This is a genomic window from Microbacterium sp. NPDC090014, from assembly GCF_044748285.1.
Lineage (GTDB): Bacteria > Actinomycetota > Actinomycetes > Actinomycetales > Microbacteriaceae > Microbacterium.
The window spans coordinates 342,814-354,748 of record NZ_JBIVFS010000001.1 but is presented as its reverse complement, the minus strand read 5'-3'; the positions used below and the strand labels follow the sequence as shown (position 1 = coordinate 354,748).

The 11,935-nt window shown below is 68.7% G+C and carries 12 protein-coding genes; 4 read left to right on the top strand and 8 right to left on the bottom strand.

The annotated features are described in order from the left end of the window. Positions 1-33: 33 nt before the first annotated feature. The 5 genes from ACIPV5_RS01710 to cycA all read right to left on the bottom strand — a co-directional run bounded on the left by ACIPV5_RS01710 (position 34) and on the right by cycA (position 5,475). Positions 34-1,026, bottom strand: a complete 993-nt coding sequence (locus tag ACIPV5_RS01710; protein WP_053098166.1) for a LacI family DNA-binding transcriptional regulator — start codon at positions 1,024-1,026, stop codon at positions 34-36. 151 nt (positions 1,027-1,177) lie between these two features. After that, positions 1,178-2,107 (bottom strand): DnaJ domain-containing protein, encoded by a 930-nt coding sequence (locus tag ACIPV5_RS01705; protein WP_053098165.1) that lies wholly within the window; start codon positions 2,105-2,107, stop codon positions 1,178-1,180. A 51-nt stretch (positions 2,108-2,158) separates the two neighbouring features. Beyond that, the gene (locus ACIPV5_RS01700) at positions 2,159-2,812 is read right to left on the bottom strand and encodes an IMPACT family protein (RefSeq protein ID WP_400339245.1); all 654 of its coding nucleotides are present in this window, start codon (positions 2,810-2,812) and stop codon (positions 2,159-2,161) included. Between the two features lie 31 nt (positions 2,813-2,843). Further along, positions 2,844-3,830, bottom strand: coding sequence for an aldo/keto reductase (locus ACIPV5_RS01695; RefSeq protein WP_400339244.1), 987 nt, complete (start codon positions 3,828-3,830; stop codon positions 2,844-2,846). 184 nt (positions 3,831-4,014) lie between these two features. Further along, positions 4,015-5,475: a D-serine/D-alanine/glycine transporter gene (gene cycA / locus ACIPV5_RS01690; RefSeq protein ID WP_400339242.1), complete on the bottom strand. Its 1,461-nt coding sequence runs from the start codon at positions 5,473-5,475 to the stop codon at positions 4,015-4,017. A 146-nt stretch (positions 5,476-5,621) separates the two neighbouring features. On the opposite strand from cycA, the gene ACIPV5_RS01685 reads away from it, so the two are divergent. Then, complete coding sequence (locus ACIPV5_RS01685; protein WP_053098161.1) at positions 5,622-7,094, top strand: MATE family efflux transporter; 1,473 nt, start codon at positions 5,622-5,624, stop codon at positions 7,092-7,094. Positions 7,095-7,213: 119 nt separating this feature from the next. Beyond that, positions 7,214-7,606 (top strand): hypothetical protein, encoded by a 393-nt coding sequence (locus ACIPV5_RS01680; RefSeq protein WP_150115131.1) that lies wholly within the window; start codon positions 7,214-7,216, stop codon positions 7,604-7,606. Between the two features lie 7 nt (positions 7,607-7,613). Here the strand turns inward: ACIPV5_RS01680 and ACIPV5_RS01675 are convergent, their stop codons facing one another. After that, positions 7,614-9,323 carry an AMP-binding protein gene (locus ACIPV5_RS01675; RefSeq protein ID WP_400339238.1) on the bottom strand — a complete coding sequence of 570 codons (1,710 nt, stop codon included), beginning with the start codon at positions 9,321-9,323 and terminating at the stop codon, positions 7,614-7,616. A 191-nt stretch (positions 9,324-9,514) separates the two neighbouring features. Then, positions 9,515-9,982 (bottom strand): acyl-CoA thioesterase, encoded by a 468-nt coding sequence (locus ACIPV5_RS01670; RefSeq protein ID WP_072592111.1) that lies wholly within the window; start codon positions 9,980-9,982, stop codon positions 9,515-9,517. A gap of 169 nt (positions 9,983-10,151) precedes the next feature. Here ACIPV5_RS01670 and ACIPV5_RS01665 point away from each other — a divergent pair, with 169 nt between their 5' ends. Next, a complete protein-coding gene (locus ACIPV5_RS01665; protein WP_400339234.1) occupies positions 10,152-10,766 on the top strand; it encodes a ClpP family protease in 615 nt (204 codons plus the stop codon). Continuing rightward, positions 10,763-11,356, top strand: a complete 594-nt coding sequence (locus ACIPV5_RS01660; RefSeq protein ID WP_053098157.1) for a ClpP family protease — start codon at positions 10,763-10,765, stop codon at positions 11,354-11,356. The genes ACIPV5_RS01665 and ACIPV5_RS01660 overlap by 4 nt, the downstream gene beginning before the upstream one ends. A 205-nt stretch (positions 11,357-11,561) precedes the next feature. On the opposite strand, the gene ACIPV5_RS01655 is transcribed toward ACIPV5_RS01660, so the two are convergent. Then, positions 11,562-11,918 carry a helix-turn-helix domain-containing protein gene (locus ACIPV5_RS01655; protein ID WP_053098156.1) on the bottom strand — a complete coding sequence of 119 codons (357 nt, stop codon included), beginning with the start codon at positions 11,916-11,918 and terminating at the stop codon, positions 11,562-11,564. Positions 11,919-11,935: the final 17 nt, after the last annotated feature.

Sequence of the window (11,935 nt, the reverse complement as noted above, 5' to 3'; positions counted from 1 at the left end):
TGTCCTCCTTGACGCGATGGTTCGGGTGATCGTCTAGCGGGTGGTGCTCTCCCGGAAGTGCACGACGTTGCAGTCGACGACCTCGGTGCGCGGTTCGGCGCCGAGGATGTCGGCCTGCAGCAGGCGGGCTGCCGCGCGGCCACGTGCGGCAGGACCCGACGAGACGCTCGTGAGCGCAGGGGAGAGGTGGGCCGAGAGGTGGTCGTCATCGAAGCCGGCGATCGCGAGATCGCGGGGGATGCTGAGTCCGCTCGAGCGGGCGTACGACAACCCGGCGATCGCCATCGTGTCGTTGGAGTAGAGGATCGCGGTCGGTCGCTCGGGAAGCGCGAGCAGCTCGGTGGTGCGCTCGCGACCGCTGGATGCCGTGAAGTCGCCCTCGCGCAGCAGTGCGTCTCCGCCCACGGCGTCGATGTAGGCATCCGCCCGCACCCGCGAGTGCACGTAGTCGAGAGGACCGGCCACGTGCGCGATGCGCTCATGCCCCTCGGCGCGCAGGTGGGCGATGATCTCGCGCACCGGGGCGTCGTCATCGGTGCGTACGCACGAGAAGCGGGTCGGCTGCTCGTAGGCGCCGACCAGCACGGCCGGCAGGCCGAGTTCTTCGAGCAGCGGCACGCGCCAGTCGTCGTTCCGAAGATCGAGGAGCAGGGCGCCGTCGGCCCGCCCGTGGCTGAGCGAGCGATAGGCGCGTTCCTCTGCCGCCCGATCGGGAACCACCTGCAGGATCAGGGCGGTCTCGGTCTCGGCCAGCACGGACTCGACGCCGGCGATGAACGCGGGGAAGAACGAGTCGTTCGCGATGACCTCGGGGTCGCGGGCCAGCACCACGGCGAGGGCGTTGGCCTTCTGGGTGGCCAGCGCGCGGGCGCTCTGGCTCGGCACCCAGTTCAGCTTCTCCGCGGCGGCGAGCACTTTCGCCCTGGTGTCGTCGGAGATGGGGCGCTTGCCGCTCATCGCGTGAGAGACGGTGGCCTTGGTGACTCCCGCCTCGCGGGCGACGTCGGCGATCGTCGTGCGGCTCATGCCACCTCCTCGTGGAACATCGGGCTGATCGTCCGCATCTTCGCCAGGCGTCGGTTTAACCGGTTTGACAGGTGCGGGTGCAGCGAGTGTAAACCGGTTTGACGACGCCCGTCAAGAGGGCCGGACGGATGCCGACAGGGCGCGACCAGGGTCAGACGAAGGTGACGGTCTGCTGCAGTCGGGTGCGGACGTCGAACAGTTCGTTGCCGCCGATCGCTCGTGCGCCGGGCACTCCCTGGCGCAGCACCATCGCCAGGGCGCTGCGCCGCACGACCACGACGGGCACCCCGCGACTGCTGCCCAGAGGCGTGACGGCCTGTGCCAGGTCGTCGTCGGGGAGCACCATGATCAGACCGCCGAACTTCACCTTGGCGGCCTTCGCGACGGTGCGCATGCGGCCGAGCGCCGCGGTGACGGGCGCGCGTGTGCCGAGGCTCGGGCCGGTGATCTCGCCGCGGCGGAATCCGACGACGCCGCCGAAGTCCTCCGACATCACGCCGTAGAGACCCGACGGACTGAGCACGACGTGGTCGAGCTTGTCGTCGGGGTCGGCGCCGGTCGCGACGTCGTGCCAGACCGTGAATCCCATTCCGAGGGCGCTCACCGTGCGGGCGGTCGCCTCTTCTGCCAGCGCATCGGCGAGCAGCCGTCGCAGGTCTCGCGGCGCTGATCGCACGAGCGCCGGGTCATAGGGATCGGGAACCTCGACGCCACGGCCGGCCCACTCGCGGATGAGTGAGAGGTAGCGCTCTCGACGCCATCCGCCGGGGTGGCCGTACGACCGCGCCCGGGGACGCGTGTCGGTGCGGGTCGCCGACTGCGGCCGCCAGCCGTTCCACTCCGGTTCGGCGGGGATGCCGGGGTGGGCGCCGGAGCGACGGTCATAGGCCGCGCGGCCCTCGGGCGTGCCGACGAGTTCCCACGCGCGCTGCACCTGGATGAAGACGGCCGCGTCCCCTCCGGTGTCGGGGTGGGTCTGGCGCAGTCGCAGACGATAGGCGCGCCGCAGCTCGCCGTCGTCGACGGTGGGGTCCACCCCGAGGATCTCGTAGGCGGAAGCCGAGAGCGGGCTGTCGAACATCGCTCTCCTTCCGAGATCGCGTCATCCAGAATATCCGGGCGCTGTTGTGGATCAGCCGGGGACGTCGACGATGCGCTCCACGCCGGTCACCGGCACGACGGAACCGGCGGACGCCGCCGCGATGTCCTCGACGAGACGGTCGACCTCGTCCGCTGGCGCCCACACCTCGAACGTCGCCAGCGCTGCATAGCGGGCGTCGCCGAGCGTCGCTCCGTGGTGCAGCACCCAGTCGCGCAGGAGGTTGTCGTAGCGCCCGGCATCCGCGTGCGAGACGTCGAACATCACCTGCGTGAGCGACTGCCGGTGCACCGGCGACGCGAGGTCGAGGACCTCCGAGACCGCCGAGGAGTATGCCCGCACGAGGCCGCCGGCGCCGAGCTTGACCCCGCCGAAGTACCGCGTCACCACGGCCACCACATCGGTCAGCTCTCGCCTGCGCAGCACCTCGAGCATTGGCACGCCCGCGGTGCCCGACGGCTCGCCGTCGTCCGACGAACGTGCCTGGTCTCCGAGGAGTCCGGTGACCATCGCACTGCAGTTGTGCCGGGCATCCCACCACCGCTTCCGCAGCCGTGCGATCACGGCATCCGCCTCGTCGACTGAGGCGACCGGCTCGACGGTCGCGATGAATCGCGACTTCTTGATGACGAGCTCGTGCTCCACAGGCGCGGCGATCGTCGCCGGGTACCTGCGGGGCGGAGTCATCCGCCTCAGACTACCCAGCGCCGGCGCGGGCTCACCGGTCGACGAACGACATCTGCTGCGGGTTGTAGCGGTCGCCCTGCACCCCGACGCGAGCGGCGAGCTGGTCGAGATCCGCCATCTCGTCTGCCGAGAGCGCCACGGCCGCCGCTCCCGCGTTCTCGGCGATGCGCGAGGTGCGGCGGGTGCCGGGGATCGGCACGATCCACGGTTCGCGGGCGAGCAGCCAGGCCAGCGCGATCTGGCCGGACGATGCGTCCTTCGCCTCGGCGAGTGCCGTGACGTGACTCACGAGGGACTGGTTCGCCGCCCGGTTCTCCTCGCTGAAGCGGGGGATCGTGCCGCGGATGTCTCCGTCTGCGAATGAGGTGGTCTGGTCGACGGTGCCGGTGAGGAACCCCTTGCCCAGAGGGCTGAAGGGTACGAAGCCGATGCCGAGCTCACCGAGCACCGGCAGCACCTCCGCTTCGGGATCGCGGGTCCACAGCGAGTACTCGCTCTGCAGCGCGGTGACCGGCTGCACGGCATGCGCGCGTCGGATGGTGGATGCCGAGGCCTCGGAGAGCCCGAAATGACGCACCTTGCCTTCGGCGATCAGCTCCGACACCGTGCCCGCGACGTCTTCGATCGGCACGTCCGGGTCGACGCGGTGCTGGTAGAAGAGGTCGATCACGTCGGTGCGCAGGCGCCGCAGCGATGCCTCCGCGACGCGGCGGATCTGCTCGGGGCGGCTGTCGAGCCCGACGCTCTTGCCGTCTTCGATGCGCCACCCGAACTTCGTCGCGATGACGACCTGGTCGCGGATCGGCTCGAGCGCCTCGCCGACGAGCTCTTCGTTGACATAGGGCCCGTACACCTCCGCGGTGTCGAAGAACGTGACGCCGAGGTCGAGAGCCGACCGCAGCACGCCGATCATCTCGTCGCGGCTGCCGGGATTGGGTCCGTAGCTCTGCGACATCCCCATGCAGCCGAGTCCGACTGCCGAGACCTCGAGGCCCTGTCCGAGTGTGCGAGTGTGCATGTCGAGTCCTTTCGTCAGGGCCGACGCTACGCGCACGCTCGCTGCTGAGGGAGGGCCTGTCGGAACCTCCCACAGGCAGCCGCCGTTCACGATTCAGCACGAACAGTCCCGGACACCGCAGAACCGGCCGTTTCGTTAGGAATCGGCCGGCTCATGCTGAATTGTGAACGCCGAGCCGTCGCGACTACTCCGCCGAGTCGTCGCGCAGGTAGGCGATGTGCGCGGCGTGCCGGGTCAGGTGGTTCTGCGACTTCCGCACGAACAGCCACGCGACGAGCAGCAGCACGAACCAGATCGGGGTCACGAGCAGCGCGGTCAACGTGTCGGGCTGTGTCGTCAACGCCCACAGGATGAACACGAAGAACGCGAGCACGACGTAGACCATGAAGATGCCGCCCGGCATCCGGAACCTCGATGAGGCGACCTTCTCGGGCCGCCGGCGCCGGTAGACGAGGTAGCTGCACAGGAAGATCGTCCAGACGAACATGAAGCACACCGCCGAGACCGTGGTGACCATGTCGAACGCGGTGCCGATGTCCTTGCCGGCGTAGAGCAGCACGACACCCGACAGCAGCAGGATGCACGACAGGAACAGCGCGTTCTGCGGCACGCGGCGCTTCGACAGGCGTCCGAACAGCCGGGGCGCATCGCCGTCCTGTGCGAGCCCGAACACCATGCGCGAGGTCGAGTAGATGCCCGAGTTGGCGCTCGACATGGCAGAGGTCAGCACGACGAGGTTCACGACGGTCGCGGCGATGCCGAGGCCTGCGAGAGCGAACATCGCGATGAAGGGGCTCTCGCCCGCGACGTACTCGGTCCACGGCGCGACGGCCATCAGGATGACGAGGGCGCCGACGTAGAAGAGCAGGATGCGGATCGGGATCGCGTTGATCGCCTTCGGCAGATTCTTCTCGGGGTCCTTCGTCTCGGCCGCGGCGGTGCCGACGAGCTCGACGCCGACGAACGCGAAGACAGCGATCTGGAACCCGGCGACGAAGCCCATGAACCCGTGCGGGAACATGCCGCCGTGATCCCACAGGTTCGCGAAGCTCGCCGTGCCCGCATCGTGCTGGAAGCCGGTGAAGATCATCACGAGACCCGTGATGATGAGCGCCCCGATCGCCACGATCTTGATGAGCGCGAACCAGAACTCCATCTCGCCGAAGGCGGCGACGGTGGGCAGGTTCAGCGCGAGCAGGATGACGATCACCAGCACGCCGGGGATCCACAACGGGATGCCGGGGAACAGCGCATCCGTGTAGCCGGCGATCGCGATCACGTCGGCGACTCCGGTGACGACCCAGCAGAACCAGTACGTCCATCCGGTGAAGAACCCCGCCCACGGGCCGAGCAGGTCGCTGGCGAAGTCGCTGAACGACTTGTACTTGAGGTTCGAGAGCAGCAGCTCGCCCATCGCCCGCATGACGAAGAACAGCATGAAGCCGATGATCATGTAGACGAAGATGACCGAGGGGCCCGCGACCGAGATGGTCTTGCCGCTGCCCATGAACAGGCCGGTGCCGATCGCGCCGCCGATCGCGAGCAGCTGGATGTGCCGGTTGCTCAGTGCCCGCTTCAGGTGCTGCTCGTCGCCGTCGGCCGACCCGTCCACCCCGACGGATCCGCCTGTCTTCTCTGTCGTCATCGCTCGAACCTCCGGTGTTCCGTGCCGCGTCCCGCTGCGGCATCCTTCCGACCGTACTTGGCGATCGGGGATGGCATCCAACCGAATCGATTCGATATCCTGGTACGACCCCCGATCATCCCCCAGTTCTGCGAGCCTCTTCTCTCATGGCCACCTCTCTGACCACGGGCCGTCCGTGGCGTGTCATCCTGTCGTTCTCCATTCCCCTGCTGCTCGGAAACGTCGTGCAGCAGATGTACCAGTTCGCCGACGCCGTCGTCGTCGGCCGGCACCTCGGCGTCGAGTCCCTCGCAGCCGTCGGCGCCACCGGCAGCCTGCTGTTCCTGCTCATCGGCTTCGCCTGGGGTCTGACCAGCGGTTTCGCGATCCCCATCGCGCAGGCGTTCGGAGCGGGTGACGGTGCCGCCGTGCGCCGCTCGGTCGCGACCGGCGTGATCCTGACCGGAATCACGAGCGTGGTGCTCACGATCGTCGCGCCCCTGATCGCCCGGCCCGTGCTCGAGCTGCTGCAGACGCCGGCCGAGCTCATGCCCGAGGCGACGGTCTTCACCCAGATCAGCTTCATCGGCGCGAGCGCGACGATGTTCTTCAACTACCTCTCGGCGATCATCCGGGCGATCGGCGACTCGCGCACACCGCTCATCTTCCTGACCGTCTCGTGCGCGCTCAACGTCGGCCTCGTGATCCTGATGGTCGGTCCGCTCGAGTGGGGAGTCGGCGGCGCAGCCCTCGCGACCGTCGTGGCCCAGGCCGTCTCCGTCGCACTGTGCCTCGAGTTCGTGCGCCGTCGCCTGCCGATGCTGCACCTGCGTCGCGCCGACTGGCGAGTCACCCGCGACGACTTCAGGGAGCACCTGCGCCTCGGTCTGCCGATGGGATTCCAGGCATCGATCATCGCGATCGGCACGCTCACCGTGCAGGTGGCGCTGAACACGCTCGGCTCGGATGCCGTCGCGGCCTACACGACGGCATCCCGCGTCGACGGCCTCGCGGTCGCCTTCCTCTCGTCGCTGGGTCTCGCGTCGTCGATGTACACGGCGCAGAACCTGGGCGGGCGCCGCCCCGACCGCATCCGTCGAGGGGTCGTCGAGGGCACCTGGATGGCGATCGCCGCCGGCATCGCACTCGGCGTCATCATCATCGCGTTCGGCACGCCGATGGTGCGCCTGTTCGTCGGTGAGGGGTCCGACGAGGTCGTGCGACTCGCGCACCTCATGCTGATCATCAACGGATGCGGGTACTGGGCCCTCGGTGTGCTGTTCGTGCTCCGCGGGGCGCTGCAGGGCCTCGGCCACACCCTCATCCCCACCGTCACGGGCGTGATCGAGCTGGTGATGCGCGTGGGAGCGGCCGTCGTGCTCGGCGCGCTCATCGGATTCGAGGGCGTCGCGCTCAGCAACCCTCTCGCCTGGCTCGGCGCGATCGTGCTGCTGGTGCCCGCGTACGTGCGCGCTCACCGGTCGCTCGCCCGCATGCCGGTCGACCCGATCGAGTCCACCGAGACGTCGGCGATGGCGATCATCGGCCCGACCGACGGCTCGATGGTCGTCGACGCGGTCGTCACCCAGCCGGTGCGAGTGGTCAAGAGGACACGGTTCGCACGGTTGAAGCGCCGCTGAACAACGCGTCACGGTTGAGGAACATCATCCTTCAGATGGATGCCCAGAATGCCGACACTTCGTAATGTTGGTGATGCGGAGGTTCCGCGGACCGGGGGGTCGTGATGACATCGTCAAGGGTGGCAAGCGAACTGGCATCGATACTGGTGCCGATCGGAGTGGTGGGGGCCGTGCTCGCGGCGCTGTGCGCGATCGTGGCGGGAGTCGCGATCATGCGCGGAGCGGCGGGTCTCGCCGGCGGAGCGGTAGGACTGTGGATCCCGAGCGCGATGCTCAGCACCACGGCATCGTTCGCGAATCAGTGGACGCCGCTGCTCGTGTCCGGCATCGTGCTCGTCGCGATGCTGGTGATCGGAGCCGTCGCACGCGGGATCGTCAACGCGGGCGAGCCTGCCCGTGAGGTCGCCCGCGCCGCGCGGATCCAGGCTGTCGTCGACGCGCCCGAGCCGACGGTCCCGGCGCGCTCCACGAAAGCGCCGAGCACCGGCAGTCAGCCTGCGCTCGCAGGCTGAGCCGCACTCAGCGGTAGTCGCGATCCCGGTGCTGCGCGGCCTCGTCTCCTGAGGCCACGCGCTCGGCCTCTCGCGCGCGCAGTTCGACCCGGCGGATCTTGCCGGAGATCGTCTTGGGCAGCTCGGGCACGAACTCGATGATCCGCACCCAGAGGTGCGAGGACAGCCGGTCGTGGGCGTAGGCGAAGATCGATCGCGCGGCCTCGGCGTCGGATCCGGCCGCGTCGGGGCGCAGGCACACGTACGCCTTCGGGACTGCGAGCCGCGTCGGATCGGGGCTCGGGATCACCGCCGCCTCGATCACGAGGTCTTGCTCCAGCAGCACCGACTCGAGCTCGAACGGCGAGATCTTGTAGTCGGACGCCTTGAACACGTCGTCCGCCCGGCCGATGTAGGTCAGATAGCCGTCGGCATCCCGCTGGGCGATGTCGCCCGTGTGGTGGTATCCGCCGACGCGCGACTCGGCCGTCTTCTCGGGGTCGTCGTAGTACCCGGCCATGAGCCCCACCGGAGGATGCGCCAGGTCGAGCGCGATCTCGCCCTCGTGCTCGGCGAGCTCACCGGTCGCGGGGTCGAGCAGCACGACGGGGTATCCGGGCAGGGGTCGTCCCATCGATCCGATCTTGACGACCTGACCGGGGGAGTTGCCCACGCAGGCCGTCATCTCGGTCTGGCCGAAGCCGTCGCGGATCGTGCCTCCCCACGCCTCCTGCACCCGGTCGATGACCTCGGGGTTCAGCGGTTCGCCGGCTCCGACGAGCTCGCGCGGCGGGTGGGTCAAGCGCCCGAGGTCGGCCTGGATCAGCATCCGCCACACGGTCGGCGGCGCGCAGAACGTCGAGACATGATGCGTGTCCATGACCTGCATGAGGGTGTTCGCGTCGAAGCGGTCGTAGTTGTAGACGAACACGGTCGCCTCGGCGAGGAAGGGCGAGTAGAAGCTCGACCACGCATGCTTCGCCCAACCCGGCGACGAGATGTTCAGGTGCACGTCGTCGGGGCGCACACCGAGCCACCACATGGTCGACAGATGCCCGATCGGGTACGACACGTGGGTGTGCTGCACGAGCTTCGGACGGTTGGTCGTGCCGCTCGTGAAGTAGAGCAGAGCCGTGTCATCGGCGGGGGTCGCGGCGTCGGGCTCGAACGTCGTCGGAGCGTCGGCGGAATCGTCGAAGCGCGTCCACCCGGCCGGAATGCCCTCGCCCACCCCGATGCGCAGGACGTCGCCGTCGATGTCGGCGATGCGCTCGGCCAGGCCGCCGAGCGTCACGATGGCGCGGGCGTGTCCGTGGTCGACGCGGTAGGCCAGGTCGGATGCCGAGAGCAGCGTCGAGGTGGGGATCGACACCGCGCCGACCTTGGTGATGGCGAGCATCACCTCCCAGAGCTCGATGGTGTTGCCGAGCATCACGATGACGTGGTCGCCCCGCCCGATGCCGAGTCCTGTGAGCCAGGCGGCGACCTGGTCGGAGCGGCTCGACAGCTCTCCGTAGGTCCACGACTCGAGGCTGAGGTCGGCTGACACGATCTGCACCGCCGGGCGGTCGGGCGACTCGCCGGCGATCACATCGAACCATTCGAGCGCGAAGTTGAACTCAGCGGGCGCAGGCCAGGCGAACCCCTCGCGTGCCGCGGCGTAGTCCGTCGCGTTCGCGAACAGGAAGTCGCGCATCTCTCTGATCGCGGTCGTGGCTGCGGTGGCGCTGCGGCTCATTCTGGGCTCCTTTGCTCGGCAGACGTGTTCCATCCTCGCACCGAGCGCAGACGCCGGCCTCTGACCCCCGCACGTGCGGAAGGAGATCCCTCGCTCAGAAGGACCGAATCCACTGCCTGGTCCTTCGGTGCGAGAGATCTCCTCCTGAACGGAGGCCCGCACACGGGCGGACGAGCGGGCGGGAGCCGCGGCTAGGGCAGGCGGATCGTCCCCGTGGCGATGCGCTCGGTCGGCATCCGATCGCGGTTGTACGTGATCTCGTCGTATCCGTGCGGCGTCGGCATCCCGTCGTCGTCCAGGCTCACGAAAACGATCTTCTCGATCGTGAGGATGCGCTTGCGCGTGATCATGTTGCGGGCGACGGCGCGCATGGTCAAAGACGTGGTGCCGAAGTGCGTGGCCTGCAGGCCGATCTCGATCAGGTCGCCCTGCACGGCTGAGGCCTCGAAGTTGATCTCGGAGATGTGCTTCGTCACGGCCCGATAGTTGCCCAGCTGCACGATCGCGTAGATCGCGGCCTCTTCGTCGATCCACTTCAGCAGGCTGCCGCCGAACAGCGATCCGTTCGCGTTGAGGTCTTCCGGCTTCACCCATTTGCGGGTGCGGAAGTTGATGCCGTCTTCGGACCACTGCCACTCGGGTGTCTTCTGCTTCGCCATGCTTCGAGGGTAGGAGCCGCGTGAGTCGGGGGTGTTACGCGAGGATGCCGAACCGATCTGCACAGGTGGATCTGCTGGGGCCGATCTCCTCTGGGCCTATCTGCTCTGGGCCGATCTGCCGCGAGCGGATACTCGCCCGCACTCCGACACGGCGGCGGATGCTGGGGCCATGAGCGAAGACAACCCCATCCCGCAGTTCGGCCCCGAGGCCCGCCGGGCACTGTTCCACGAACGAGTGCTCGTGCTCGACGGCGCCCTCGACGACGACAACGGCACGCTGCTCATGACGCAGCTGCTCACCCTCTCGGCGGAGGATCCGACGACCGACATCGCCCTGTGGATCCATTCGCCCGGTGGTTCCGTGCCGGCGATGCTCGCGATCCGCGACCTCATGACCCTCGTGCCGAACGACGTGTCGACCCTCGCACTCGGGCTCGCGTGCAGCGCCGGGCAGTTCCTCCTCTCAGCCGGGGCGAGGGGCAAGCGCAGGGCGCTCCCGCACGCGCGCATCCTCATGCATCAGGGCTCGGCGGGGATCGGCGGCTCGGCGGGCGAGCTCGAGACGCAGGCCGACGACCTGAGGCACATGCGCGACACCGTGCTCGGGCTGATCGCGGCCGACACCGGACAGCCCGTGGCGCGCATCTTCGAGGACTCGCTGCACGACCGCTGGTACACGGCGGAGCAGGCGAAGGACTATGGCTTCATCGACGAGATCGTCGCCTCGCTCGCGGATCTCATGCCGCGTCGTCGGGCCCGGGTCGGGCTGGGGGCGGGCGCATGAGCGGCTACACGATCCCCAACGTCATCGCGCAGCATCCGCGCGGTGAACGCGTCATGGACGTCTACTCGCACCTGCTCGCCGAGCGGGTCATCTATCTCGGCACCGGCATCGACGCCGGAGTCGCCAACGCGTTGATCGCGCAGCTGCTGCACCTCGATGCCGACAGCCAGGATTCCGGCATCCAGTTCTACATCAACAGCGAAGGTGGCGACCCGGGGGCGGCGCTCGCGATCTACGACACCATGCAGCACGTGCGTCCGGCGATCGCGACGACGTGTGTGGGTCAGGCGATCGGGCCGGCGGCGCTGCTGGTCGCGGCAGGGGCTCCGGGACAGCGGGCAGCTCTCGCGCACGCCCGCATCGTGCTGCATCAGCCGGCGGGCCAGTCGCGGGGAGCGATCCCCGACCTCATCCTCGCGGCGGACGAGGTCGTGCGGGTGCGTTCCGACATGGAGTCGATCCTCGCCAGGCACAGCGGACGCTCGCTGAGCGAGCTGCGCGCCGACACCGACCGGGATCGCGTCTTCACGGCATCCGCCGCCCGGGACTACGGTCTGGTCGACACCGTGCTGGGGGAGCGGGCGGACTGAGGGGCCACGGCGTTCGTCTGCAGGATCGGGGCACGGATGCAGGATGATTCTGCCGTTCTGGTCCTGCATCCGCGCCGAAGTCCTGCAGACGGACGGACCTGCAGACGGACGGACCTGCAGACGGACGGACCTGCAGACGGACGGACCTGCAGACGGACGGACCTGCAGACGGACCTTCAGACGGGCGGGCAGACGAGACGAGCCGTCAGGCGGCGAGGGCGAAGGCCCCGCGGGTGGCGGACACCGCAGCGGATGCCGGAGCCATCGTCGCCTGGCGCAGCTCGTCGGCCACGGCGCTCGTCAGTTCGATCAGCGAGGTGTCGAGGGCCCCGGCGATCGCCGCGATCATCTCGCTCGACGGCTCCTTGAGTCCCCGTTCGACCTCGGAGAGGTATTGCGGCGAGACTCCGGCGTTCCCTGCCGTCTCGGTCAGGGTCTCGTCCCGGTCGTGTCGTCGACGGCGCAGCTGATCGCCGACCATCTGGCGCCATAGGGGCTCGGGCTCACTGGGACGAGGGCGGGCAGAGCGAGGTGCGCGAGGGAACGGGACGAGGTCGGCCATGCCTCACGATAATCCGC

Excerpts from the sequence above, each read along its gene's own strand:
- ACIPV5_RS01685 (WP_053098161.1), top strand. The coding sequence starts at position 5,622 with ATGGCCACCTCTCTGACCACGGGCCGTCCGTGGCGTGTCATCCTGTCG.
- ACIPV5_RS01700 (WP_400339245.1), bottom strand. The coding sequence starts at position 2,812 with ATGACTCCGCCCCGCAGGTACCCGGCGACGATCGCCGCGCCTGTGGAG.
- ACIPV5_RS01655 (WP_053098156.1), bottom strand. The coding sequence starts at position 11,918 with ATGGCCGACCTCGTCCCGTTCCCTCGCGCACCTCGCTCTGCCCGCCCT.
- ACIPV5_RS01705 (WP_053098165.1), bottom strand. The coding sequence starts at position 2,107 with ATGTTCGACAGCCCGCTCTCGGCTTCCGCCTACGAGATCCTCGGGGTG.
- ACIPV5_RS01675 (WP_400339238.1), bottom strand. The coding sequence starts at position 9,323 with ATGAGCCGCAGCGCCACCGCAGCCACGACCGCGATCAGAGAGATGCGC.
- cycA (WP_400339242.1), bottom strand. The coding sequence starts at position 5,475 with ATGACGACAGAGAAGACAGGCGGATCCGTCGGGGTGGACGGGTCGGCC.
- ACIPV5_RS01670 (WP_072592111.1), bottom strand. The coding sequence starts at position 9,982 with ATGGCGAAGCAGAAGACACCCGAGTGGCAGTGGTCCGAAGACGGCATC.
- ACIPV5_RS01660 (WP_053098157.1), top strand. The coding sequence starts at position 10,763 with ATGAGCGGCTACACGATCCCCAACGTCATCGCGCAGCATCCGCGCGGT.
- ACIPV5_RS01665 (WP_400339234.1), top strand. The coding sequence starts at position 10,152 with ATGAGCGAAGACAACCCCATCCCGCAGTTCGGCCCCGAGGCCCGCCGG.
- ACIPV5_RS01695 (WP_400339244.1), bottom strand. The coding sequence starts at position 3,830 with ATGCACACTCGCACACTCGGACAGGGCCTCGAGGTCTCGGCAGTCGGA.
- ACIPV5_RS01710 (WP_053098166.1), bottom strand. The coding sequence starts at position 1,026 with ATGAGCCGCACGACGATCGCCGACGTCGCCCGCGAGGCGGGAGTCACC.